Source organism: Mucilaginibacter pankratovii, assembly GCF_014773265.1.
In the GTDB taxonomy this organism is placed as follows: domain Bacteria; phylum Bacteroidota; class Bacteroidia; order Sphingobacteriales; family Sphingobacteriaceae; genus Mucilaginibacter; species Mucilaginibacter pankratovii.
The window spans coordinates 218,978-243,697 of sequence record NZ_JACWMY010000003.1 but is presented as its reverse complement, the minus strand read 5'-3'; the positions used below and the strand labels follow the sequence as shown (position 1 = coordinate 243,697).

Here is a 24,720-nt window from a genome sequence, read left to right as displayed (position 1 = left end):
ATTCGTGAAAATGCCACGTTAGGCGGCGTTATTTAAGAATGGCTTATTATGAAGCAACAGGAGGAGCACGCCCGGCAGCTAAAATGAGGGCTATGCTGGTAAAATCATACTGAGATGATTTAAAGGTGTGTTTGGTGATAAACAGTGGGGCATGGAAGTCGGCGCCGGCAGAAAGCTCCATGGCGTTGTGGTGCATACTATCGCAGATCTCGCACTTTTCTTTTACAATGGTGTGCGAAGAACTCTTACAATCGTGCTGTGTAGAAGCATGTAAATTTTTTACCTGGTTGTGCTGGTGGGCATATACCATATACTGGCCCGTAACAAAGCAAAGCAGCAATGCCCAGGAGTAGATAATATGGTACGTGCTTTTTTTCACAACTATTTGTAAGCTTTTAGCAATGTTGATGCAAAGCTAATTAATAATATGCTAACGCGATATTTCCCCCGTAACAATATTGTTAATTGGGCGCAATCATTACAATTTAAAACAAGCCCGCATACGTATATTTGCCGTATGAAACCTGCTGAGATCAATTTAAAGTTTGCCGCATTACAGGACCGCATAGCCGCCGACTTTGATAACGAAAAGCCGGACATTAAAGTACTGCTGTTTTTAATTGGCGTGCAGGAGCTGGGGCAGGGCCCGCGTAAATTCAACAAAAGGCAAAAGGAAGAGTTGATGCATATTGCCAACTGTAAGCTTTTTAGCCAAATGGGCTTTTACGAACTGGAAGGCCAGGACCAGGACGGCTGGCCGCATTGGAAGCTGGTGAAAACCATCCCCAATTACGCCATATTAGAGCAGGAGATGCTTATAAAATCGCTAATTATTACTTACTTCGAAGAGAACGGATATTGAACATGAAAAAACTCTTTACTCTTAGTTTATTGTTGCTTACGGTTAGCATTGCCTTTGCAAAGCCGCCCAAAAACCAGTACGTGCGCATCCGTACCAGCTATGGCGATTGTATCATCAGGCTGTATAATGAGACGCCTCTGCACCGCGATAATTTTATAAAACTAACCAAAAAGGGGTTTTACAATGGCACTTTATTTCACCGCGTGATCCAGAATTTTATGATCCAGGGCGGCGACCCGGATTCGCGGGATACCACCAAGGCCAAACCCGGTGCCGAATTGGGCAATGGCGATGTGAAGTACACCATACCCGCCGAATTTAGGGACAGCCTGTTCCACAAGCGCGGCGTGTTGGCTGCCGCACGTGATGACAATCCTAAAAAAGCATCGAGCGGCTGCCAGTTTTATATTGTGGAAGGCAAGCGTTTTACCCCCGGCCGTTTAGATACCGTGGAAATAACCCGCCTTAAAGGCCGAAAGATCCCGGCCTGGCAACGCGATATTTATACCACTGTTGGCGGCGCACCCCACCTCGACCAAAACTACACAGTTTACGGCGAAGTGGTTACCGGCATTGACATGGTTGACCGTATAGCCGCTGTTAAAAAAGATGAACGCGACAGGCCAACAACTAATGTAGATATGTTGGTAGAATTGCTTAGCAAACGCGAGTGTAAACAGTTGGATAAATTATTGGGGCTGGCACAGAAATAAATCCGAAACGGCGAAGCCCCCTTGAGCACCAATAGACAGTAAAACGCGAAAAATCGAACATTCGACACCCGAAATGAAAATTATTACTTACAACGTTAACGGCATTCGTTCTGCCATCAATAAAAACTGGCTGGCCTGGCTGCAGGCTACCGATGCCGATGTGGTTTGCCTGCAGGAAATAAAGGCAACGCCCGACGTGCTTACCGACCTTGGCCTCATCGATGCGCTCGGATATCAACATTTCTGGTTCCCAGCGGAGAAGAAAGGGTATAGCGGTACCGCTATCTTCAGCAAGATATTACCCAACCATGTAGAGTACGGCTGCGGCATCCCCGATTTCGATAGGGAGGGGCGCTGTATCAGGGTTGATTTTGATGAGGTATCGGTAATGAGCGTCTACTTTCCGTCCGGCTCCAGCGGCGACGAACGGCAGATCTTTAAATACCGTTTCCTGGACGAGTTTGGTAAATATCTTACGCTGCTAAAAGTGGAGCATCCAAAATTGGTTGTGTGCGGCGATTACAATATCTGCCACCGCGCTATAGATATCCACAACCCAAAATCAAACGCCAACTCCTCCGGCTTTTTACCCGAGGAACGCGAATGGATGGAGAACTTTATCGAGTCGGGCTTTGTAGATACCTTCCGCCATTTAAACAAGGAACCGCATAACTATACCTGGTGGAGCTTCCGCGCAGGTGCCCGGGGTAAGAATTTGGGCTGGCGGATTGATTATGCCATGGCGAGCAAAGAACTGGAAGATAACATCAAGCGGGCGGCTATATTGCCGGAGGCAAAGCATTCCGACCATTGCCCCGTGCTGCTGGAACTGGAGTTTTGACACGTTTTTGCTGCGAGCGCACCTGAGAAAAAGTTTACAAAAGTTTACACAATTTCATATGTTAACTTCTTAGATATCTCATAATCAATCCATTGCGTTTTTATGGGGTTTACATAAAACATGCTTCTTCACGGTGTTTTTTTGTTTATACCCTTCGTCGTAAACCGTTGCCCGGTCATATAGGTCGAACCGACGGTTCTTTATTCATTTCAATGCCCCACACCGGGTTAAAATCCGTTGCTACAATATAGGTCGAGGCTAACGCCTCTTTAAAAAGCTTAAATTTTAAGCCGAATTGTATATTTGAAAATGGTTACGTTAAAAAACCCTCTATTGCTACGATATTGGTTTGAATTTGAATCGGATGAAATTCCATCGCCAATACCGATTGGATGGGGCGTTGGGCTAACGGCTTACAGTTATGACAATGCAATTCACCTCCTTGCCATAACCATTTTCTTAAATGAAAGTATGCCGGAGATTAAAAGATGTATTGAAAACATTGACATCTCAACCTTGGAAAAGAACCACGTATTGCCAAATGTCGGTGCATCTAATTTTAGAGGACTTTGGTTTCCAATTACACCTCATTTATAAAACATTGGTTACTTGTTTTTTGATACTTTAAACCTCGACTATGCGAAAATTTTCATGTTTACTAATAATCATCTCGTCGATTACGGCTTCCAGTTACGCCCAACAACCCGGCGCCCCCATAGATGTGCAGCATTATAAGTTCGCCTTGCAACTGAACGATGCCAACAACAATATTAAAGGGCAGGCAACCGTAAAGCTAAAGTTCTTAAAACCGGCGAATGCCTTTAGCCTCGACCTGGTTAAAAAGAAGGCAACAGGCAAGGGGATGATCGTTTCATCGGTAACAGAATTTGGCAAGCCCCTGCGTTTTAGCCAGGATAGTAATTCCGTAAAGATCAATACCAAAGCAAGCTCGGGCAGCCTGCATAGTTACACCATCAAATACAGCGGTATCCCTGCGGATGGGCTCATTATTTCCACTAATAACTATAAACACCGCACTTTTTTTGGGGACAACTGGCCCAATCGCGCACAAAATTGGCTGCCTTGTGCAGACCATCCCGCAGATAAAGCTACTGTTGAATTTGTTGTTACCGCGCCGGCCCATTACAATGTGGTGGCCAATGGCTCAATGGTTAAAGAGCAAAACCTCCCCGGTAAATTAAAGCTTACCCATTGGAGCGAAAAAGCACCTATCTCTACCAAGGTGATGGTTATCGGCGCCGCCGATTTCGCGATCGACCATACCGGTGACGTTAATGGCTTTCCGGTTTATACGTACGTGTTCCCGGAGGATAAGGCAATCGGTTTTAAAAGTTATGTCGTAGCTAAAGAGATCCTGCCCTACTTCATCAAAAACGTTGGGCCTTTTGCTTATGAAAAGCTGGCCAACGTACAATCGAAAACCATCTTTGGCGGTATGGAGAATGCCAGCTGCATCTTCTATTTCGAAGAATCGGTAAAAAGCCCAACCATCGAAGAGTTAATGGCTCACGAAATTGCGCACCAATGGTTCGGCGATGCAGCAAGCGAGAAAAGCTGGCCCAACATTTGGCTGAGCGAGGGCTTTGCCACGTACTTTACCAATCTCTACCTCGAAAGCAAATACGGGGTAGAAAAACTTAAACAGCGGGTATTGGCCGATACTACTGCTATATTCGCTTTAGAAAAAACACATTTCGCGCCGGTTGTTGATACCACCATCAACGGCAACTACATGAAATTGCTCAACGCCAATAGCTACCAAAAAGGCGGTTGGGTATTGCATATGCTTCGCCGCAAACTGGGCGATGATCTGTTTTGGAAAGGTATCAGTGATTATTACGCTCAATACAAAAACAAAAACGCCAATACCGATGACCTTCGTTTAGTGATGGAACAAGCCAGTGGAGTTGACCTGAAACAGTTTTTTAAACAGTGGCTTTATACCGCAGGCCACCCCGTTTTGCAGATAGAAAAAGTATACGATAAACCTTCAAAAACCTTAACGCTAACCATAACACAGAAACAGGAAGAGCTTTACGATTTTCCGCTGGAGTTTGTGCTGGATGGGCGTGAGGGTATAATGAAAATAAAAGACCGGGAAGTAACCATTAAACTATCCGCCGGTTCGAACGACGTTGTTTTTGATCCAAATGCTAATTTGTTAGCGACGATTGACGTGAGTAAGCAATTGCTCCCGTCGACTCTTCAGGGTATCGTGTACCATATCTTCTGCGATAATAAAGGTTCTGTGTCCCGTTAGGGACTACCTGTTTGTAGCTAATAATTAAATTTATGCCCCATCGGGGCTACCCAATTACAAATTATTGGCGGTCCAATGCAAATTGGGGTAGCACCTAACGGCGCACGAATGTTGTTGTTGCCAAATGCTACAAACAGATAGCCCCTACCGGGGCATTCAAAAAATATGGACACACGATAACATCAAACAAAAAAGCCACCCATTGGCGGCTTTAAAAATCCTGCTCCCCCTTCAGGGGGTTGGGGGGTTACCCCTTCACTCTTTCCACATAAGTCCCGGTTGCCGTATCAACTTTTACCTTATCGCCAATATTAATAAAGAGGGGAACGCGGATCTCTGCACCGGTTTCAACGGTGGCATTTTTCATTGCGCCTGTTGAGGTATCGCCTTTTACAGCGGGTTCTGTATAGGTGATCTCCAATTCCGCAGAACCAGGGATAGAACCTATTATTGGCTCATCGCTTTCAAACGCTACAATTACGTTGGTGCCTTCCTTCAAGAATTTAACGGCACTGCCGAATAGCATTTTCGGTACGTTATGCTGATCATAAGTGGCATTGTCCATAACTACCAACGAATCGCCGTCCTCATATAAATATTGATAATCACTGGTTTCTACGCGCCTGATATCCACCTCTTCATCGGTACGGAAACGATACTCTACCAGCTTACCCGACCTTACATTACGCATCCGCGCCTGGTAAAAGGCACGCAGGTTGCCCGGGGTGCGGTGTAAAAAATCTTCTACCTGTACCAACTCCCCGTTAAAACGCAGGATGTTGCCGTTTTTTATATCAGATGCCTTTGCCATGTGGAATTATAGTTGAGAGGCAAAAATAATTATCTGTGAGGAAAGAAGCAAATAGGCGGATTGTAGAGACGCGAAGTATCGCGTCTTGTTTAGGGGAGTAAGAACGCGTTGTAAAATGCTTATCCAGACACGAAGTATCGCGTCTCTACGATTTGTAATCGGCTATGCTTAGCCGATTCTTACAAAAGCTATATTCATGCTCCTGGTTACTACAGATGATGGTTAAACGGTTGGCGCTGTATCGTTCTACAAGGCTAAGATACCAGTCGATGCCCTGGCTATCCAGGTTAGAGGTGGGTTCATCCAGCATCAGCATGGGGGTATCCGAGCAAAAGGCAAGCGCGAGTTTTAGGCGCTGTTTCATACCGGATGAAAAGTATTTGATCAGTTTATTCGGGCTGCCGGGCAGGCTTAAAAGATCCACTACAGATTGCCTGTTGAGCCCGGCTTTATAGCTTTTGAATTTGAAATGAAAATCAACGATCTCGTTAAGGCTAAACTCCTCAATCAACTCCAGGTACGGCGCTGCAAGGCTCAGGTAAGTAAAAGCACTTTCGGCTTCTACAGCTTTACCCTCGTAAGAATAAGCAAGCACCCCGGCAGACGGCGCCAGGCTGCCGTTCAACACCTGCAACAGCGTTGATTTCCCTGAACCGTTGGAGCCTAATATCGCGTAGCTTTCTTTGTTCTCAAAAGTATAGTCAACCCCCCGGAAGATCCATTCACGGTTAAAGCGGCGGCCGATATTTTGGAGGCTGATGTTCATTTGTGGTTCATGGTTGGTTCATAGTTCATGGGTGATAGTTCATAGTAAGCTTCATTTGAGGCCATGAACCATGAACTATCAGCCATGAACTCTATTTACACTGCGCCAAAACCCTTCATGATACCGCGCTGCGAGTTCTGTACAAAGTTGATGATCTCGTCGCGCTCCACTGTTGGGTTAAATTCCGCCTCGATGATATCCAGCGCTTTGGTTACGTTATACTTTTTAAGGAAAATGATGCGGTAAATTTCCTGGATCTCGTTAATAGTGGTTGCCGAAAACCCACGCCGGCGCAGGCCAACAGAGTTAATACCGATATACGATAGCGGCTCGCGGCCGGCTTTGGTAAACGGTGGCACATCCTTACGTACCAGCGACCCGCCCGAGATCATGCTGTGTGCGCCAATCTCTACAAACTGGTGCACGGCAGAAGTCCCGCCGATAAAGGCATGGTCGTAAACGTTGATGTGCCCGGCAAGCTGTACCGCGTTTGCAATAATTACGTTGTCGCCAATAACACAGTCGTGCGCTACGTGTACGTAAGCCATCAGCAGGCAATTACTGCCAATGGTAGTGGTGTTTTTATCTAAGGCAGTACCGCGGTTCAGGGTTACGCATTCGCGGATAACGGTGTTATCGCCAATCGTAACGGTGCTTGGCTCACCCTTATATTTCAGATCTTGTGGTGGTGCAGATACAACGGCACCCGGGAAAATACGGCAATTTTTACCGATACGGGCACCATCCATTATAACCGAGTTGGAACCCACCCAGGTACCTTCGCCAATTTCCACATCCTTGTGGATGGTAACAAAAGGCTCGATAACCACGTTATCGGCAATTTTGGCCTGGGGGTGTATGTACGCTAAAGGCTGTATCATGCTTCTATTTATATTTTACTATTTGTGCCATTAGCTCGGCCTCTACCACAATTTTTTCGCCAACCATGCCTATGCCTTTCATCTGCGCAATACCGCGGCGGATAGGGGCAACCAGGTCGCAACGAAATATTAACGTATCGCCGGGCAATACCTTATCCTTAAACCTGGCATTTTCTATTTTCAGGAACAATGTCAACCAGTTTTCCGGATCGGGAACGGTGTTCAATACCAAAATACCGCCGGTTTGCGCCATGGCCTCTATCTGCAAAACGCCGGGCATTACCGGTGCGCCCGGGAAGTGGCCGATAAAGAACGGCTCGTTCATGGTTACGGCTTTTAAGCCTACCACGTGCGTTTTTGATAGTTCTAAGATCTTATCGATAAGCAGCATCGGCGGGCGATGCGGCAGAATGTTCATGATCTGTACCGTATCGTATACCGGCTTCATGTTGGGGTCGTAAACTTTTACATGCTTGCGGCTGCGCTCTTTTTTAATTAGCGTTTTTATTTTTTTAGCGAAGGCAACGTTTGCTGCGTGGCCCGGCCTTGCAGCCATAATATGGCCTTTCAATGGAACGCCGACTAAGGCCAGGTCGCCAATCATATCCAGCAGCTTGTGGCGGGCCGGCTCGTTCTGGTGGCGAAGCTCGATATTGTTCAGGATACCCTGCGGTGCTACGCTGATATCTTTACGATTAAACAGTTTAGCAAGGTGGGCAAGCTCTTCTTCATCCACTTCCTTATCAACTACCACGATGGCATTGTTCAGGTCGCCGCCTTTTATCAGGTCGTGTTTTAACAAGGCCTCTAACTCGTGCAAAAAGCAAAAAGTACGGCTTGATGCAATTTCTTTTTTAAACTCCGCAATGGTAGATATGGTAGCATGCTGGCTACCCAATACCTGCGAATTATAATCAACCATACAGGTGAATCTATAATCGGTATCTAAAGGCATGGCCACCATCTCCACTTTTCGGTCTGGCTCGGTATAATGGATATTGTATGGGATATGATAGTACTCGCGGTCGGCCTCCTGCTCGGTAAAACCCATGGCCTCAATGGCATCGATGAATTGGATCGAACTACCATCCATAATAGGCATTTCGGGGCCGCTCACGTCTATCAGTACATTATCAATTTCCAAACCAACCATGGCGGCAAGCACATGCTCTACCGTACTAACACTTGCGCCGTTTTGGGTAAGCGTAGTACCGCGCGAGGTATCGGTTACGTTATCGCAATCAGCCTCAATAATGGGCTGGCCGGGCAGATCTACCCTGCGAAATTTGTAGCCATGCTTCTCGGGCGCCGGGTTAAACGTAAGCGTAACAAATTCGCCGGTGTGCAGGCCAGTGCCCGAAACTGAAACGGGCTCTTTAATCGTTCTTTGTTTTACATTCATTTTAATGGTTCATTGGTTCATTGGTTCAGTAGTTCATTGGTGGGTTGTCCAATAACCTCTTTAACGAGACTAATGAACCAATGAACTATTGAACCAGTGAACTATCTATTCCTTAATTCAGTAATTATCTTTTCTAATTCTAAAACTCTTTTTTCCAGTTCGGGCAAACGGCTAACCACTACGTTCGACCGCATGTTATTACCATAAGGCAAAGCAGGCGAACCGGCCCATTTTTGCCCTTCCTGCTTTATCGGGCGACTAACACCTGATTGTGCCTGCACCTGTGTGCCTTTTGCTATGCTGATATGGCCCACAATGCCAACCTGCCCGCCAAGCATCACGTTGTTCTCCAGCTTGGTGCTACCCGCAACGCCGGTTTGGGCGGCTATCACCGTATTTTCTCCAATCTCTACATTGTGGGCTATCTGTACCAGGTTATCCAGTTTGGTGCCTTTGTGTATAACGGTAGATCCCATTGTTGCCCTATCAATAGTGGTATTGGAACCTATCTCCACATCATCCTCAATTATAACATTGCCTATCTGTGGTATCTTACTGAAGGTTCCATCGGTCTTTGGTGCAAAGCCAAAGCCATCGCTGCCAATTATCGCGCCCGAGTGGATAATAACATTATTGCCTATCACACAGTCAAAATAAACGGTAACACCGGGGAACAGGGTAACATTATTGCCCAGGGTAACATTATCCGCAATATAGCAATTAGGGTATACTTTACAGTTATTCCCCATTTTTACATCCTGGCTGATGTAAGCGAAAGCGCCAACGTAAACATCCTGCCCTATTTGGGCGGAAGGATGGATAAAAGATGGCTGCTCGATGCCTGCTTTGCGCAGTTTTAAGGTGTTGTACTGTTCCAGCAAAAGGGTAAAAGCGCTGTACGCGTTTTCTACCCGTATAAGCGATGCCGTTACGGGGCCGGTAAGTTGCTGGTCGTTATTAATAATAACTATTGATGCATTTGTAGTATACAAATACTGCTCATACTTAGGGTTAGCCAAAAATGATAATGAACCGTTTTGCGCCTCCTCTATCTTGGCAAGCTGACTAACCGCCGCAAGCGGATCGCCTTCAACAGTTCCGTTTAGCATAAAGGCTATGTCCTTAGCGGTAAATTGCATCCTGCAAATTTATGTTTATTTTATGTTTTGTTTATACACTATTAACATTGCCTATAACTATACCAGCGCTTTGCTGTAGCAAAGTATGTGTTTTTTTACTGTTTTTGTAAGGGCCTCCAGGTTACTGTTATCACTTGCCAGTGCAATATCCCTAATATCTCCGTTCTTCATCAGTATATGGATGTTTCCATCTCCTTTATTATAGGCATTATTGCGTATCGCATCGGTAAATACAAAGTACGATGCTTCGTCCTCGCTAATACTATAAAGCGCTGCCGCTTTACGCCGTAGTTCTGCAACAAAATCTTCATCGGGTCTTTCGGCTGTGATATCTACATGGAATAATTTTCGCTCTATCAGGTTATTGCACAGTGTCGCTAAAACAAAATCCTCGCTGTCTGCCCAAACCTTTACGGCAGCCATTACATCGGTATCATCCAGTTTGGCAAAAATATCCAGGTGATGGGGCTGGTTTTTAAAATCATCTTCAGAAATTACCTTCTCCAAAAAATGATTTAGTGCGGGCGTGATGTTGAATTTATGCCCTTCTAAAGCCAGCTCGCGGCTGCGGTTAAATATTTTGCAAAGTAGCTGCTCACCCGCTATAACCGTTTTATGCAGGTACACCTGCCAATACATCAGCCTGCGGGCTATCAGGAATTTCTCTATAGAATAAATGCCTTTTTCCTCTACCGTAACACTATCATCCTTTACGCTCAGCATTTTAATGATACGATCGGAACTGATAACGCCCTCGGATACGCCAGTGAAAAAGCTATCCCGGTTAAGGTAATCCATCCTATCCATATCCAGCTGGCTGGATACCAGTTGATGCAGAAATTTTTTGTGGTAGGTGCCTTTAAATATCCCGATGGCTAAAGAAAGCTGCCCGTTGAATTGCTCATTCAGTTTATCCATTAATAAAATGGAGATATCTTCATGGTCAATACCCTCAATAATGGTTTGCTCCAGGGCGTGTGAGAACGGCCCGTGCCCTATATCATGCAATAAGATGGCAATAAGCAGCCCTTCCTTTTCTTCGGCGCTGATGGTGCATCCTTTATTGCAAAGCGTTTCTATGGCGGTGCCCATTAAATGCATGGCGCCAATAGCATGATGAAAGCGGGTATGCAATGCGCCGGGATAAACCAAATGGGTCATTCCCAATTGTTTAATGTACCTTAACCGCTGGAAGTACGGGTGCTCGATAAGGTCGAACACCAGCTCGGATGGTATACTGATAAACCCGTAAACCGGGTCGTTGATGATCTTCTTTTTGTTCAAAGTAGCTTTATAGAATGCAAAAGTGTTGAATTATGACAAAACAAGCACCATGCTATTGTTAATATATGTTAAACCTTTGCATAATTTTGCAACAAAACATACTACCCCGGGGTTATAAGGGGGTAAAAATAAATTTATTATGCAGGATACCTCCATATTATGGGCCGACGACGAGATCGATTTGTTGAAACCGCACATAATGTTCTTAACAGAAAAAGGCTATAAAGTTACCACGGTAACAAACGGCCACGATGCCTTAGACGAATTTAAAAAACAATACTTCGATCTTGTTTTTCTTGATGAAAATATGCCCGGCCTAACCGGCCTTGAAACTTTACAGCAAATAAAAAATATCCGCAGCGATGTACCTATCGTTCTGATCACCAAGAATGAGGAAGAGTACCTGATGGAAGATGCCATCGGATCTAAGATAGACGACTACCTGATAAAGCCTGTACACCCCAAGCAGATACAGCTTACCATAAAAAAACTTACCGAGAACAAACGCCTGGTAACCGAGAAAACCACCATGGCCTACCAGATGGATTTCCGCACGCTGGGGATGACGCTGAACGACAATCTCAGTTTCCAGGAATGGGTAGATGTTTATAAAAAGCTTATTTATTGGGAACTGGAACTGGAAACATTGGAAGATGCCGGGATGCACGAGATCCTAACCCTGCAAAAGGCCGAAGCTAACGTACAGTTTTGCAAGTTTGTAGAGCGCAACTACCTCGACTGGGTAAAAAACCCCGATACTGCGCCAACATCATCCCCACAACTATTTAAAAAGAAGGTGTTCCCTAAGCTGGATGGCAACGGGCCGGTTTTCTTTATCCTGATAGATAATTTACGTTACGATCAGTTTAAGATCATCAACCCTATCATATCCGAGTATTTCCGTTTGGAGGAAGAGGATACCTATTTCAGCATCCTGCCAACAGCAACGCAGTACGCACGTAATGCCATTTTCTCGGGCTTAATGCCTTTGGATATGGAAAAGCGCTACCCGCAAATGTGGCAGAATGATGAGGACGAAGGCGGCAAGAATTTATATGAGGCCGATTTTATTGCCGATCAGCTGAAACGTACACTGCGCCGCGATATTAAACACTCTTATCATAAAATATTAAACATTGATGAAGGCCGCGCGCTGAACGAATCGGTAAGCAACCTGATGCAGAACGACTTGAACGTGGTGGTTTACAACTTTGTGGATATGCTGAGCCATGCCCGTACCGATATGCAGATGATCCGCGAGCTGGCCAGTGATGATGCGGCTTACCGCTCGTTAACGCTATCTTGGTTTGAGCATTCGCCCTTGTTTGACCTGCTGAAGTTTTTAGCCTCAAAACAAGTTAGGGTGATCATCACAACCGATCACGGTACCATCAAGGTAAAAAACCCGAGCAAGATCATTGGCGACCGTAACACCAATACCAACCTGCGTTACAAACAAGGCAAAAACCTGAATTATAATGCCAAGGAAGTATTCCACATCCGCAACCCGCACGATGCCATGCTGCCCAAGCTGCATGTAAGCAGCAGCTTTGTATTTGCCAAAGGCGATAGCTATTTTGTGTACCCCAACAATTACAACCATTTTGTGAATTTTTATAACGAGACCTTCCAGCACGGCGGTATCTCGTTAGAAGAAATGATCATCCCGATTGTAACTTACGGGCCGAAATAACCTTTTTTTACCTACGTCATTGCGAGGAACGAAGCAATCCTCGGCAAGCAAATCGCCTTTGCAAATCGGCTCTGCTTACCGATGATTGCCGCGCTATCGCTCGCAATGACGTTTTTGAAAACCTATTCCCCATGGATATCCACATCAACTCCCTCGAAGAGCTTGCCGACTCGGCATCCACCATTTTAGAATATGCCGGCAGCAATAAGATCTTTTTGTTTTACGGCGATATGGGCGCGGGCAAAACAACGCTCATCAAATCGCTTTGCGCCGGGCTTGGCGTAACTGACGAAGTTACCAGCCCTACCTTCTCTATTGTAAACGAATACGCGGGCACCGACGGCCCTGTTTATCACTTTGATTTTTACCGGCTAAAGGAGCAGGGCGAAGCCTTGGATATGGGCTACGAGGAGTATTTTTTCTCGGATAATTATTGCTTTATAGAGTGGCCCGAAAAAATTGCCGGGCTGATACCGGATCAGTACACCGGCATCCGCATCAAGGTATCGGAAGAGGGTACGCGCCAAATAACTGTGGAAAACATTTGATACCCAAACTGGTTTGTTTTTATTATCTTCATCATCCGGTAAATAACATAGAATGAAATGAGTTCAGGAAAATATAGCGGATTTTCTGATGTTGCCCGCCAGGCAATGATGCAGCCCCAGGAATCGATGCTGGAGGTTAAAAGCAAAAAAAATAAACTTTATATCGGCATCCCCAAGGAGGTCTCCTTCCAGGAAAACCGCATTCCGCTTACGCCGCTATCAGTTGCTTTGCTGGTAAACAACGGGCATGATGTGCTTTTAGAAAGCAACGCCGGCCAGGCGGCAAACTTCTCTGATAATAACTACAGCGAACAGGGCGCGCAAATAGTTTACGATACCAAACGCGTTTACGAGGCCGATATCATCATAAAAATTGCGCCGCCTACCATGGAAGAGATAGCCATGATGAAACCCGGGCAGCTGCTGATATCCGCGCTGCAGGTATCTACCCTGAAAGCGGAATGCCTGCAGGCGTTATTGGCAAAAAAAGTGACCGCTATTTGTTTTGAAAATATTGAAGATGAAGGCGGCACCCTAACGGTTGTACGCGCCATGAGCGAAATTGTTGGCGCCACATCCATCCTTATAGCAGCCGAATATTTAAGCAATATTTTTGGTGGAAAAGGTCTGATGCTCGGCGGCATTACCGGCGTTCCGCCAACCGAAATTGTAATACTTGGGGCCGGTACCGTTGGGGAATATGCCGCCCGTACAGCCATTTCATTAGGGGCCGAAGTAAAAGTGTTCGACCCATCCATTTATAAACTGCGCCGCCTGCAAAACAACATCGGCAGCCGGGTATTTACTTCGGTGATACAATCCATTGTGTTGGAAAAGGCAATTACTACCTGCGATGTAGCCATTGGTGCCATGCGTGCCGATGATGGCCGCAGCCCCTGCCTGGTATCAGAGGCAACGGTAAGCAAAATGAAACCAAATTCGGTAATTATTGATGTGAGTATCGATCAGGGTGGATGTTTTGAAACATCGGAAGTGACTAACCACACGCACCCGGTGTTCAGAAAACACGACGTTATACATTATTGTGTCCCCAACATTGCATCGCGGGTAGCACGCACAGCCACCTACGCCCTCACAAATATTTTCGCGCCTATATTATTGGATATCGGCGAGCATGGCGGGCTGAAGAACGTGATCTGGAAAAAATCGGGTATCCGCAACGCGGTTTATATTTACCAGGGGCACCTTACCAACAAGCACATGGGCGAGCGATTTGGTATCCCATGTAAAGATCTCGACCTGCTGGTTGTATCCAACCACTAATTAATAATGGGCCGCGGGGCTTACAAATTGCTGGGCCGGGCGGTCGTCGTCCTGGTATTTCTGCGGCAGGTCTGATTTATGGTGGAGAATGCCATAGTAACGTACTTCCAGTTCCCGTTTGCCATTGCTTTTAATGGTTATTTTAAAAGCCATATCAAAATCGTCCTCATCAAGGGTGTCAAAGGGCATTTCGGCGCCAAAGGCATCCAGTATTTTCATTACGGTATTAGAGTGCCCAACAATCAGTACATTGCCACCATTGTGAGTTTTTAATACATTAGCTGCAAAGGTTTTTAAGCTATCGCCGTAAACGGCAGGGGTTAGGCCTGTTTGGGTAGCAATGGGCCTTGCGGTTTCTATGCTGCGTTTGTATTTGGTAACGTATATAGCCTTAATTTTTTCTCGCTTTAAAAATTTAGCCAGGGCCTCGGCGCGCGCTTGTCCATCGGCAGAAAGGTTAGGGTCGTCGGCGGTTTTTACGGTTGCCGGCTCTTTTTCGCCATGCCTTACAACCCAAATTGTTGTTTTTTGCGCAAAGGCATTATAATTGCTAAGGAAGAAACAAACAAAGAGTACTTTTAGTATTTTAGATTGTAGTAATACGTTTTTCATAGCGTGCTTAATAGGTTTACAAGTAAAGGTATTTACAAATATATTGATATGCGGTTTTTTGATAAAGAATATTTAAAGCACCTGTGGAAGGTTTTAGTAGCAACTTTTAGCGGCTTTGGTAATGATAACGGTTTAAAGCTGAGCGCATCGCTGGCCTATTATACGGTGTTTTCCCTCGCACCGTTACTTATTTTAGTAATATCTCTGGCAAGCCTGGTATTTGGCCACGATGCCGCTACCGACCGCCTTTATCCCCAAATACAACATTACGTTGGCGAAACTGCCGCTTTGCAGATACAGGACATGCTTAAGAGCCTGGAACTGAGCGGCAAAACAGGCACCGCGGTGGTTATAGCCGTAGTAACTTTGCTTGTAGGTGCAAGCAGTATTTTTTTAGAGATCCAGGATTCGCTTAACATGATTTGGCGCGTAAAGGCTAAGCCTAAAAAAGGCTGGGTAAAAATGCTGCAGAACAGATTCTTATCTTTCTCCCTTATCGTGAGCCTTGGTTTTCTGCTGATGGCATCGTTGGTAGTAAATTTTTTAATGGAGGCTTTGAGCGGCCAGCTTACCCGCTTTTTACCAAGTGTAACCAAGCTCCTCATCAGCGGTATCAACCTCGGGATTACTTTAATAGTAATATCGGTACTATTTGGCATTATCTTTAAATTCCTGCCAGATGTTAAGATTAAGTGGAAAGATGTACGCTCTGGCGCAATTTTTACAGCAATTCTATTCATGCTGGGGCAATACATCATCAGCTTATATATTCAATATATAGCGCCTGGCTCTGCCTACGGGGCAGCGGGTTCGCTCATCGTGATATTAGTTTGGATCTACTACACGGCAGCTATCCTGTACATCGGTGCCGAGTTTACACAGGTTTACGCTGAAGCCATTGGCAGCCACATAGAACCTGCCGAATACGCTGTGCACGTACAGCAAACAGAGGTAGAGCGGGTAGTAAAACAATTGCCCGCACAAAACCCCGATATAAAAGACAACCTTAAATGCGACGATAAGGAAAAGACGAAAAAATAGCATTGTTGTAACGGGAGCCCGCGAAAATCATATACCATAGCCCCTTGCCTTTCTATATTGTAACAGGGGTATTTACATTAGTAAATAATGGCGTACATTTAGCTACCAATTTTACCCGTTTGTTAGCTGTAGTGCATATATTTAAAAAAAGGGCTTTCTGGCTTACCGCTATATTCTGCTGCTTTTATCTGTTTTCTTCGGCACAGTATTTCGCAGTGGATAGTAACCGTAAAAATGTGAGCATTCCGTTCCGCCTTATCCGCAATATGGTGGTTATTAAAATGCAGATAAATAATAAGGGGCCCTTTAATTTTGTGCTGGATACCGGCGTAGGGCTTATGATCATGACAGACCCAACCATGGTCGACTCCATAAACCTCAGCCAAAAGCGCACCATCAAAATATCCGGCCTTGGCGAAGACGGCGATTACGAGGCTTTTGTAACCACTCCCTTAAAGCTGGAAATACCCGGACTTTCCAGCCATGGTGTATCATCGGCTATCTTAAAAAAAGATTACTTCAGCCTTTCCAGCTATGTAGGCATGCCTATACACGGTTTAATAGGCTGGGATTTTTTTAACAACCTGGCAGTAAAGATCACCTTCTCTGATAGCACCCTTACCGTTTGCCGCCCCAAAGACCTGAAGGGGACCAAAAAAAGCCAGAAGATACCTATTACCATAGAGGACAAAAAACCTTACCTGGAAACCATGGTGACTTTCCCGGATGGACGCAGCGGAAAAAATAAACTGGTGATAGATCTTGGTGCCGGGCACCCCCTGTCGCTGGAAAACTTGCAGAAAACTAACGGATTGCCTAAAACATACATCAGGGCAAATCTCGGCGTAGCTTTAAACGGGCCCATAAGTGGCTATATAAGCCGGATAAACGAAATTGAATTGGGCAAATACAAAGTAAAAAACGTCATCACATCATTTCCCGATATTGCTACAGAAGCCCGATCTTACTCGATCGCGCGCGATGGAAATTTGGGCATCGGGATATTAAAAAAATTCAACGTTATATTCGATTATAGCAACAACGCCTTATACCTTAAGCCGAACCAAACCTACAACGAGCCATTTGAGCACGATATGAGCGGCATAGAGTACTACTCGACCGGTGATAACCTCGATCATTTGGTGGTGAGCCGCGTAGAGCCAAACTCCCCGGCAGATGAGATAGGCTTACAACGGAATGATGAGATCGTTTCTATCAATTTTAAGCCTGTAGCAAAAATGAGTGTGGAGGAGGTAGACAACCTTTTAAAATCAAAAACCGACCGGAGCATCTTATTAGAAGTATACCACGATAAGCGGTATGACCGTGTAATACTAACCCTGCGCCGCCGCATTTAATGCTAATTGTAACAAACCCATAGGCATTAGCGATTTTATATAATATTCCATATTTTTAGCTTTTGCTTTTTACTAATTAATTTAAAATTTAATATGACTACACCTTTACGGGTAGGCGTTCGCCTGCGCGTAGCAATTATCACCCTTGCCGTTGCAGCAAGCTCGTGCGCTACAAAAAAAGAAACCGCATCTACAGTAACCCTTAAAACCACCACTACGCCCGGCGGAGCAACTGCTGCTACAGCAACCGTAGGCCCGGCGAAAAAAGAAGGGATCAAAAAATTCAGCGATCTGATTGGAAAAGCTAAAGCCGATAGCGGCCTGTTCCCAACCTACAAGGTGGAAGGGAAATATTACTTCGAGATCCCCGATAGCTTGCTAAGCCGCGAAATGCTGGTTGTTACCCGCTTTGTAAAAACACCCGTTGGGTTAAAATCTTTTGGCCAGCAATACGGCGGCGAAGAAGTTAACGACCAGGTTTGGAAATGGGAGCGCCACGATAAGCAGGTATTCATCCGCGTGCCAAGTTACTCGGTACGTGCTGATAGTACCAGCGACATGTACATGTCCGTTAAAAACTCCAACCTTGATGCAGTATTAGCCTCTTTCGATATTAAAGCCTACAATAAAGATACTACCGGCGTATTGATAGATGTTACCGATATGTACAATGGCGATGTAGCGGCTATCAGCCTGCCTGATAACGTTAAAAAAGCCTACAAAGTTAGCGGGATAGATAACACCCGATCTTACATCGATACCATCAAAAGCTTCCCTATAAATGTGGAAGTGCGCACCCTGAAAACATTCCGCGCGGCAGAATCACCAACCGATAATACCAACGCCGCATTAACTTTCGAGCTGAACACCTCAATGCTGCTGCTGCCAAAAACGCCCATGAAAGCGCGTTTGATGGATGCGCGTGTTGGTTACTTTGGCCAGGGACAAACAGATTACGGTACCGATGCCCAAAAAGCAGAAGTAACTTCATACATCCACCGCTGGAGGCTGGAACCTAAAGACGAAGCTGCCTATGGCCGCGGCGAACTGGTGGAGCCTAAAAAGCAAATTGTGTACTACATAGATCCGGCTACGCCAAAAAAATGGGTGCCATACCTTATAGCCGGTATTAACGATTGGAATAAAGCATTTGAGGCCGCCGGCTTTAAAAACGCCATTGTGGGTAAAGTTGCCCCAACCGCCAAAGAAGACCCGGAATTTAGCACCGAGGATGCCCGCTACAGCGTATTGCGTTACTTCGCATCAGATGTACAGAACGCTTACGGCCCGCATATCTCCGATCCGCGCAGCGGCGAGATCTTGGAAAGTCACGTGGGCTGGTACCACAACGTAATGAGCTTATTGCGCAACTGGTTCTTTATCCAAACAGCCGCAACAAACCCCAACGTGCGCAACCCGCAATTTACCGACACCCAAATGGGCGAGCTGATCCGTTTTGTATCATCGCACGAAATTGGCCACACACTGGGCCTGCCACATAACTTTGGTTCCAGCTATGCCTATAAGGTCGATTCATTACGTTCTAAAACATTTACTGCTACACATGGCACGGCACCATCTATTATGGATTATGCTCGCTTTAACTATATTGCCCAACCGGGCGATGGTGTAACCCGCTTTTACCCGCAAATTGGCGAATACGACCTTTGGGCTGTAAAATGGGGTTATAGCTATTTTAACGGCAACAAAACTGTTAAACAGGAGAAAGAAACGCTCGACACCTGGACAAAAGCAAAAGCGGGCAACCCGCTTTATTATTATGGCCGCCAGGGCACGTCTATCGATCCGCGCCTGCAGAACGAGGACCTGGGCGATAATGCAATGAAAGCAAGCGCTTACGGTATTGCCAACCTGAAAAGGATATTACCAAACATTGAAAAATGGACCTTCCAGAAGGGCGAAGAGTATGATGATGTACAAACCCTGTACAACGAAGTTATTGGCCAGTACAACCGCTATATAGGCCACGTTACCATGAACATTGGCGGCATGAACGAGAACTTTAAAACGTATGATCAAACCGGGCCGGTTTATGGCTTTGTAAATAAAGGCCTGCAGCATGATGCGGTTGTGTTTTTAAACCAACAGCTGTTTAAAACACCAACCTGGCTTATCAACACATCCGCACTAAGCAAGTTTGACAACGGGGTTGTTCTTGGCCGTATCAAATCGGTACAGGTAAACGCGCTGGCAAACGTGTTAAACCCATCGCGCTTAGCCCGTATGTTTGATAACGAAGCAAAAAGCGGCGCATTGGCTTACCGCGTAAGCGATCTGCTCACCGATTTGCGCGGCGGCATATTCCCAGCCGGTAAACCAGATCAGTTTCAGCGCAATTTACAGCGTGGCTACATCGAAAATTTAAAGATGTTCCTGAATACGGATGCCAGCCAAAGCTTCCCGGGAGCTACAAACGTACAATTAGCAAACTTCGGTTTAACGCCTATCAACATCGCGTTGTCTGATATCAGGCCGATGGTGCGTGCCGAGCTTACCAGAATAAGCAGCACCCTGCCAAATGGCGGCGACGCATTAACCGCGGCACATTATGCAGACCTGCGCTTGCGCATAAAAGAGGCGCTATACCCAACAAAACCGGTTATTAATGTTATTGGCGGGACAGTGGGTGGCCGTTTAGCCGAACCGGAGCAACAGGAAACAGAAATAAATTACTAACAGAGATGCTGGCTTGGCCAGTAAAATGCAAAAAAAATTAAGCCCCTGCTATTTTAGCGGGGGTTTTGTTTTTTAGTTAAGAATATAAATAGCGGGGCAATAATTATTTCAGCTGGCTGATGTTTTCAAAAAAGGCGGTCTGCAGATCGAGCAGCGACCTTACACTCATCTTTTCACCATACATATCAAAACACAAAAATTTCGCTTTCGACATATCATCACCTTTTGATTTTTCGTAAAAATTAAACGTTTCGAAAAAGTAATGATTGGTGGTGATCTTGTTCTTAAAATTGGTTTGTGATGCATTGAGACTGAACCCAATAGCATCCATCCACGTGTGCACTTTGGCGTGGAGCGACTTTCTGATATTATCCATAGGTTAAAGATTTGTAGTGTTAAACGAAAACGGTTGCGCAAAGGTTTTATTCTTTGCAGGGGTCGTTTTTTAACAATCGTTAACAATTTATGAGTACAATCGCAGGGCGAAATTAATATTGGTTAGTAAGAAATATTTTTTCTTTCCACATTGAGTGAAACTTATTAACACCCCGCCCGTACAAAGACACTCAGCATAACCGATATGAAACTAACAAATACCTTTTTTGCGATTTCGATAATTTGCTTAACTACCCTTGGGGCTTGCAAAAAAACTATTACTCCCGGCCCTGCCGGTGCCGATGGCGCTATAGGTGCAACCGGCCCCGCAGGAGCAACTGGCGCCACGGGCCCTCAAGGCCCGCAGGGGGCAACCGGCGCTAATGGAGCAACGGGTGCCACGGGCCCCGCAGGAGCAACGGGTGCAACCGGTGCCACGGGCCCTGCCGGCCCAACAGGAGCTACGGGTGCTACCGGCGCAACTGGCCCTACAGGGGCAACCGGTGCAACAGGACCTGCCGGCCCAACGGGTGCTACCGGCGCAACGGGCGCTACAGGTGCCGATGGCAGTGCCAATATATCCAGTGTATTGCTAACCAACAGATCGGTTATTTTAACCGGCTTTACACAATTTAGCGTGCCTGCAATTACACAAGATATTGTTGACAAGGGGCTTGTGCTGATGTACTTCCGTATTACCGGCAGCAACAGCGGCTTTTTTGCAATGCCATATGCTGAGGCCGGCCAAACATTGGCACTGTCTTCTTACGGAGTGGGTTATGTGAGCGTAAAATCCAACTTTACCGCAAGCGGACTTGATTTTAGGGTGGTGATCATCGAGGGCACATCGCTTACTACATTTGGCGCCGCTCATCCAGATGTAAATCTCAGAAACTATAGCCAAGTGGCCAGCGTATTACATTTATCAAATTAACGCCGCCACCCGTATAAATTTTTGTACAGCTTATTTTAACTTCGGCCCCGCATTGCGGGGCTTTTGTTTTTTATATGTAACAATCCTATTGTTTACATGCTGTAATATGTAACAATGCTATGATTATTAAATATTTAAATTCTATAAAGTGAACATTTGCATAAAATATGTGTCGTACACATAATAATATCAATGTGCTCCTTTAAATACATTATGAAATACATTTTTTTACTTCTTACTATCCTAAGCCTGTCAACGCTGCGATCAAATGCGCAGGGTAGCCGCCAGCTGAGCGGTACTATTATCGATTCAACCAAACTAACACTCCCCGGCAGCAATGTTAAAATATCATCCGATCGGGGCGACAGCCTTTCAACCACTACAGATGTTAACGGCCGGTTTATCTTTCCATCGGTAAAAGGCACCAAAATTAATTTAACAATTACCTCTATTGGTTGCCAGGGCATCATAAAACATTATACAATAGCAGCCGATGGCAAAGCCATAGTGCTTGACCCAATTATACTAAAATCGGAAACACGCCAATTGGGCGTGGTAACCATTGTGGGGGTAAACCCGGTTATTTTAAAGGAGGACACTGTGCAGTACAGTGTATCGGCCTATAAGGTAAGGGAAAACGCGCCTATAGAAGACGTGTTGAAAAAGATCCCAAGCCTTGATGTGGCCAAAGACGGAACTGTGACAGCACAGGGCAAACAGGTAACTAAAGTTAGGGTTAACGGTAAGGATTTTTTTGGGGGCGACGTATTAAGTGCCACCCGTAACCTCCCCGCCGATGTTATTGAGAGTGTACAAATTGTTGACGACTACGGCGACCAGGCAAACCTGAGCGGCGTACGTACCGGCGAACCGACCAAAATACTTAACTTCACCATCCGTAAGGATAAAAACTATGGCTACTTTGGCCAGGCAACAGCAGGCGATGGCTCCGATCTGCTCCCGAAGAACCCGGGCGTAACAAACGATAACCGCTACCTGGGTTTGTTAAACTTTTTTAAATTTAAAGGCGATCAGCAGATCTCTGTTTTAGGAAGCATCAACAACACCAATGTTAACACCTTTAGCTTTGGGTCTGCAACGGGCGGCGCCGCGGGTGGTGGTGGTTTCGGAGGAGGAGGCGGTGGCGGCGGCCGTGGCAATGCTTTAAGGGGTGGCTCAAGTGGGTCTACTACCAACGCAAACGGCATCACCAACGCACGTTCTATCGGCTTAAACTTTAGGGACCAATGGGGCAAAACCTTATCGGTATATGGTAGCTACAGCTTTAATGATAATACTGTTTATACCAACTCTAATATCATACAAAACAATTACTTTTCTCCGCCAAGTACTAGTACCCAGCAGAGCCAGGAAACCAATAACCCGGTAAACCATCGTTTTACTTTTAATGCCGAATGGAGGCCCGACACGATAAACTACCTTAAAATAACACCGACTTTCTCCTATTCGGGCAACGATGTTACCAGTGTGGATAAGGTAACTTCTACCAGGGGTGGTGTTAACAACCTGGCGTATACTTCAAATTCTATCAGTAACTCATCATCTCCAAATTACGGCTTAAGCGGTTTATTTAACCACCGTTTTAACAGCAGGGGCCGCAACCTCAGCATCACGTTCAACGGCTCATCGAACAAAAGCAACTCTTACGACAATCCGATATACAATTACACTACCGGTGCAGGTAACGCCCCGGCAAACCAGGTTATTTATACCGATAGCCGGGTGAATAGTGTTAGTGGTAACGTATCTTACCAGGAGCCGGTAAGTAAACATGGCTATTTAGAGGGTAACTACACGTTCAGCCACTCATCTACAACCAGCGATAAAGAAACAGATACTTTATACACCACTAATCCGGATGCGTACCATCGTTACGATCTGTTAAGCAACAACTACCGTTACACCTTTACCACAAACCGTTTTGGTTTTAACTACCGCTTTGTTCAAACCAAATACAACTACGTGATTGGTATTGGTGCACAGCCAGCCACATTGGAAGGTTTTTCTGACAGGACGACCGTACCAACAAGGGTAACTACATTCAACATTATCCCGGCGGCACGTTTTGTTTACAACTTCTCGAGGAGCCAATCGTTAAATTTTAACTACAACGGTAACAGCAACCAACCTGCGTTTAACCAATTGCAACCGGTAATAGACCTATCTAACGCGCTTTACCCGGTTCAGGGTAACCCGGATCTGAAACCTGAATTTGCCAACAATATCCAGTTGCGTTACAATAAATTCAGTTTCCAAACAGGCGACATTTTCTTTACTAATATTGGGTATACCCAAACCGATAACAAGATCGTATCTAAAACAACGGCTTACCCAAGCAGCTTTTCTGCAGCCGCCCTGGCAGCTAACCCTAATTTGCAAAAATTGGTGAACACCAATTTGACTCAGTATCTTAATACAGGGGGCTACTATCAGGTAAATGGTGGCTTTGTTTTCTCTAAGCCATGGAAGGAACGCAAATACACCTTAACGTTTGACGGGCAGGTGGCCTATACCAACAACATTGGTTTCTCAGACTCGGTAGATGTAAACAACATCGAATCACCGGTGCAAAAAAACATTGCCAAAACATTCACGCTTGCTCCGCGCACACGCTTCAGGGTAAATATTACCGATGTAATAGATGCCGAAACATCTGCGCGTTATACCATCAACAAAACAAGCAACTCATTAACGGGCCCGCTTTACAGCGCCAATACTAATATCCGCACGCTGGATCTTGCTATTAGCGGTAAAAACTATTTCTGGAAAGACTGGACATTAAATTACGATTATACCAAAACCTTAAACTACGGGTACGATGCCAAACTAAACGTTAAAAACCCCAATATTTTTAATGCTTATGTAGAGCGCCGTTTCCTGAAGGATCATAGAGGTACCCTGCGTTTGGCCGCATACGATCTGTTTAACGAGAACACAGGCTTCTCAACAACAACGGTGGGTAGCATACAAACCCAAACCAACGTAAACAAACTTGGCCGCTACTTCCTGTTATCGTTTACTTTGAGGCTGCAAAAATTCTCGGGAAAAGCACCAACACAAGAACCCGGCCGTGGTTTTAGAGACGGCGGCGGCCCTGGTGGCGGCGGCGGAAGGCCAGGCGGTGGCGGTCCCGGTATGGGTGGTCCCGGCGGCGGCCCAATGTAAAAAGGCATACAA

At 45.6% G+C, this 24,720-nt stretch carries 22 protein-coding genes; 13 read left to right on the top strand and 9 right to left on the bottom strand.

The features are described from left to right. Positions 1 to 46 precede the first annotated feature (46 nt). The gene (locus tag IDJ77_RS06785) at positions 47 to 379 is read right to left on the bottom strand and encodes a hypothetical protein (RefSeq protein ID WP_191188184.1); all 333 of its coding nucleotides are present in this window, start codon (positions 377 to 379) and stop codon (positions 47 to 49) included. Positions 380 to 517: 138 nt separating this feature from the next. Here IDJ77_RS06785 and IDJ77_RS06780 point away from each other — a divergent pair, with 138 nt between their 5' ends. The 5 genes from IDJ77_RS06780 (at position 518) to IDJ77_RS06760 (ending at position 4,697) form a co-directional block, all read left to right on the top strand. After that, positions 518 to 862, top strand: a complete 345-nt coding sequence (locus IDJ77_RS06780; protein WP_191188183.1) for a hypothetical protein — start codon at positions 518 to 520, stop codon at positions 860 to 862. Positions 863 to 864: 2 nt separating this feature from the next. After that, positions 865 to 1,575 (top strand): peptidylprolyl isomerase, encoded by a 711-nt coding sequence (locus IDJ77_RS06775; protein WP_191188182.1) that lies wholly within the window; start codon positions 865 to 867, stop codon positions 1,573 to 1,575. Between the two features lie 73 nt (positions 1,576 to 1,648). Further along, entirely contained in the window at positions 1,649 to 2,416 is a 768-nt protein-coding gene (locus tag IDJ77_RS06770; protein WP_191188181.1) for an exodeoxyribonuclease III, read from the top strand. A gap of 309 nt (positions 2,417 to 2,725) precedes the next feature. Then, the gene (locus IDJ77_RS06765; RefSeq protein WP_191188180.1) at positions 2,726 to 3,013 is read left to right on the top strand and encodes a hypothetical protein; all 288 of its coding nucleotides are present in this window, start codon (positions 2,726 to 2,728) and stop codon (positions 3,011 to 3,013) included. Between the two features lie 40 nt (positions 3,014 to 3,053). Further along, the gene (locus IDJ77_RS06760; protein WP_191188179.1) at positions 3,054 to 4,697 is read left to right on the top strand and encodes a M1 family metallopeptidase; all 1,644 of its coding nucleotides are present in this window, start codon (positions 3,054 to 3,056) and stop codon (positions 4,695 to 4,697) included. A 247-nt stretch (positions 4,698 to 4,944) separates the two neighbouring features. Here the strand turns inward: IDJ77_RS06760 and efp are convergent, their stop codons facing one another. The 6 genes from efp to IDJ77_RS06730 form a co-directional block, all read right to left on the bottom strand. Then, the gene (gene efp, locus IDJ77_RS06755) at positions 4,945 to 5,508 is read right to left on the bottom strand and encodes an elongation factor P (protein WP_191188178.1); all 564 of its coding nucleotides are present in this window, start codon (positions 5,506 to 5,508) and stop codon (positions 4,945 to 4,947) included. A 145-nt stretch (positions 5,509 to 5,653) separates the two neighbouring features. Continuing rightward, entirely contained in the window at positions 5,654 to 6,274 is a 621-nt protein-coding gene (locus tag IDJ77_RS06750; protein ID WP_191188177.1) for an ABC transporter ATP-binding protein, read from the bottom strand. A 95-nt stretch (positions 6,275 to 6,369) separates the two neighbouring features. Continuing rightward, positions 6,370 to 7,155, bottom strand: a complete 786-nt coding sequence (gene lpxA / locus IDJ77_RS06745) for an acyl-ACP--UDP-N-acetylglucosamine O-acyltransferase (RefSeq protein WP_191188176.1) — start codon at positions 7,153 to 7,155, stop codon at positions 6,370 to 6,372. A 4-nt stretch (positions 7,156 to 7,159) separates the two neighbouring features. After that, complete coding sequence (locus IDJ77_RS06740) at positions 7,160 to 8,557, bottom strand: bifunctional UDP-3-O-[3-hydroxymyristoyl] N-acetylglucosamine deacetylase/3-hydroxyacyl-ACP dehydratase (protein WP_191188175.1); 1,398 nt, start codon at positions 8,555 to 8,557, stop codon at positions 7,160 to 7,162. 101 nt (positions 8,558 to 8,658) lie between these two features. Continuing rightward, positions 8,659 to 9,696 (bottom strand): UDP-3-O-(3-hydroxymyristoyl)glucosamine N-acyltransferase, encoded by a 1,038-nt coding sequence (gene lpxD, locus IDJ77_RS06735; protein ID WP_191188174.1) that lies wholly within the window; start codon positions 9,694 to 9,696, stop codon positions 8,659 to 8,661. A gap of 57 nt (positions 9,697 to 9,753) precedes the next feature. Next, positions 9,754 to 10,980 (bottom strand): HD domain-containing protein, encoded by a 1,227-nt coding sequence (locus IDJ77_RS06730; protein ID WP_191188173.1) that lies wholly within the window; start codon positions 10,978 to 10,980, stop codon positions 9,754 to 9,756. 139 nt (positions 10,981 to 11,119) lie between these two features. Here IDJ77_RS06730 and porX point away from each other — a divergent pair, with 139 nt between their 5' ends. From porX to IDJ77_RS06715, 3 genes are all read left to right on the top strand, one after another. Further along, a complete protein-coding gene (porX, locus tag IDJ77_RS06725) occupies positions 11,120 to 12,673 on the top strand; it encodes a T9SS response regulator signal transducer PorX (RefSeq protein ID WP_191188172.1) in 1,554 nt (517 codons plus the stop codon). A gap of 131 nt (positions 12,674 to 12,804) precedes the next feature. Further along, entirely contained in the window at positions 12,805 to 13,221 is a 417-nt protein-coding gene (tsaE, locus tag IDJ77_RS06720; RefSeq protein WP_191188171.1) for a tRNA (adenosine(37)-N6)-threonylcarbamoyltransferase complex ATPase subunit type 1 TsaE, read from the top strand. Between the two features lie 57 nt (positions 13,222 to 13,278). After that, positions 13,279 to 14,505 carry an alanine dehydrogenase gene (locus tag IDJ77_RS06715; protein ID WP_191188170.1) on the top strand — a complete coding sequence of 409 codons (1,227 nt, stop codon included), beginning with the start codon at positions 13,279 to 13,281 and terminating at the stop codon, positions 14,503 to 14,505. Here IDJ77_RS06715 and IDJ77_RS06710 read toward each other — a convergent pair whose 3' ends face one another. Next, positions 14,506 to 15,117 (bottom strand): phosphoglycerate mutase family protein, encoded by a 612-nt coding sequence (locus tag IDJ77_RS06710; RefSeq protein WP_191188169.1) that lies wholly within the window; start codon positions 15,115 to 15,117, stop codon positions 14,506 to 14,508. It lies immediately after the preceding gene. Between the two features lie 48 nt (positions 15,118 to 15,165). Between IDJ77_RS06710 and IDJ77_RS06705 the strand changes: the two genes are divergently transcribed. The 3 genes from IDJ77_RS06705 to IDJ77_RS06695 all read left to right on the top strand — a co-directional run bounded on the left by IDJ77_RS06705 (position 15,166) and on the right by IDJ77_RS06695 (position 20,213). Then, entirely contained in the window at positions 15,166 to 16,158 is a 993-nt protein-coding gene (locus IDJ77_RS06705; RefSeq protein ID WP_191188168.1) for a YihY/virulence factor BrkB family protein, read from the top strand. 44 nt (positions 16,159 to 16,202) lie between these two features. Next, complete coding sequence (locus tag IDJ77_RS06700; protein WP_191188167.1) at positions 16,203 to 17,516, top strand: PDZ domain-containing protein; 1,314 nt, start codon at positions 16,203 to 16,205, stop codon at positions 17,514 to 17,516. 93 nt (positions 17,517 to 17,609) lie between these two features. Further along, positions 17,610 to 20,213, top strand: a complete 2,604-nt coding sequence (locus IDJ77_RS06695; protein ID WP_191188166.1) for a zinc-dependent metalloprotease — start codon at positions 17,610 to 17,612, stop codon at positions 20,211 to 20,213. A 103-nt stretch (positions 20,214 to 20,316) separates the two neighbouring features. Here the strand turns inward: IDJ77_RS06695 and IDJ77_RS06690 are convergent, their stop codons facing one another. Next, positions 20,317 to 20,589, bottom strand: a complete 273-nt coding sequence (locus tag IDJ77_RS06690; protein WP_191188165.1) for a hypothetical protein — start codon at positions 20,587 to 20,589, stop codon at positions 20,317 to 20,319. A gap of 204 nt (positions 20,590 to 20,793) precedes the next feature. Here IDJ77_RS06690 and IDJ77_RS06685 point away from each other — a divergent pair, with 204 nt between their 5' ends. After that, the gene (locus IDJ77_RS06685) at positions 20,794 to 21,522 is read left to right on the top strand and encodes a collagen-like triple helix repeat-containing protein (protein ID WP_191188164.1); all 729 of its coding nucleotides are present in this window, start codon (positions 20,794 to 20,796) and stop codon (positions 21,520 to 21,522) included. 213 nt (positions 21,523 to 21,735) lie between these two features. Further along, complete coding sequence (locus IDJ77_RS06680; RefSeq protein ID WP_191188163.1) at positions 21,736 to 24,708, top strand: outer membrane beta-barrel protein; 2,973 nt, start codon at positions 21,736 to 21,738, stop codon at positions 24,706 to 24,708. Positions 24,709 to 24,720: the final 12 nt, after the last annotated feature.

Excerpts from the sequence above, each read along its gene's own strand:
- IDJ77_RS06740 (WP_191188175.1), bottom strand. The coding sequence starts at position 8,557 with ATGAATGTAAAACAAAGAACGATTAAAGAGCCCGTTTCAGTTTCGGGC.
- IDJ77_RS06715 (WP_191188170.1), top strand. The coding sequence starts at position 13,279 with ATGAGTTCAGGAAAATATAGCGGATTTTCTGATGTTGCCCGCCAGGCA.
- IDJ77_RS06690 (WP_191188165.1), bottom strand. The coding sequence starts at position 20,589 with ATGGATAATATCAGAAAGTCGCTCCACGCCAAAGTGCACACGTGGATG.
- IDJ77_RS06770 (WP_191188181.1), top strand. The coding sequence starts at position 1,649 with ATGAAAATTATTACTTACAACGTTAACGGCATTCGTTCTGCCATCAAT.
- porX (WP_191188172.1), top strand. The coding sequence starts at position 11,120 with ATGCAGGATACCTCCATATTATGGGCCGACGACGAGATCGATTTGTTG.
- IDJ77_RS06680 (WP_191188163.1), top strand. The coding sequence starts at position 21,736 with ATGAAATACATTTTTTTACTTCTTACTATCCTAAGCCTGTCAACGCTG.
- IDJ77_RS06695 (WP_191188166.1), top strand. The coding sequence starts at position 17,610 with ATGACTACACCTTTACGGGTAGGCGTTCGCCTGCGCGTAGCAATTATC.
- IDJ77_RS06780 (WP_191188183.1), top strand. The coding sequence starts at position 518 with ATGAAACCTGCTGAGATCAATTTAAAGTTTGCCGCATTACAGGACCGC.
- IDJ77_RS06705 (WP_191188168.1), top strand. The coding sequence starts at position 15,166 with ATGCGGTTTTTTGATAAAGAATATTTAAAGCACCTGTGGAAGGTTTTA.
- lpxD (WP_191188174.1), bottom strand. The coding sequence starts at position 9,696 with ATGCAATTTACCGCTAAGGACATAGCCTTTATGCTAAACGGAACTGTT.
- IDJ77_RS06760 (WP_191188179.1), top strand. The coding sequence starts at position 3,054 with ATGCGAAAATTTTCATGTTTACTAATAATCATCTCGTCGATTACGGCT.
- tsaE (WP_191188171.1), top strand. The coding sequence starts at position 12,805 with ATGGATATCCACATCAACTCCCTCGAAGAGCTTGCCGACTCGGCATCC.
- lpxA (WP_191188176.1), bottom strand. The coding sequence starts at position 7,155 with ATGATACAGCCTTTAGCGTACATACACCCCCAGGCCAAAATTGCCGAT.
- IDJ77_RS06750 (WP_191188177.1), bottom strand. The coding sequence starts at position 6,274 with ATGAACATCAGCCTCCAAAATATCGGCCGCCGCTTTAACCGTGAATGG.
- efp (WP_191188178.1), bottom strand. The coding sequence starts at position 5,508 with ATGGCAAAGGCATCTGATATAAAAAACGGCAACATCCTGCGTTTTAAC.
- IDJ77_RS06685 (WP_191188164.1), top strand. The coding sequence starts at position 20,794 with ATGAAACTAACAAATACCTTTTTTGCGATTTCGATAATTTGCTTAACT.
- IDJ77_RS06765 (WP_191188180.1), top strand. The coding sequence starts at position 2,726 with ATGGTTACGTTAAAAAACCCTCTATTGCTACGATATTGGTTTGAATTT.
- IDJ77_RS06775 (WP_191188182.1), top strand. The coding sequence starts at position 865 with ATGAAAAAACTCTTTACTCTTAGTTTATTGTTGCTTACGGTTAGCATT.
- IDJ77_RS06710 (WP_191188169.1), bottom strand. The coding sequence starts at position 15,117 with ATGAAAAACGTATTACTACAATCTAAAATACTAAAAGTACTCTTTGTT.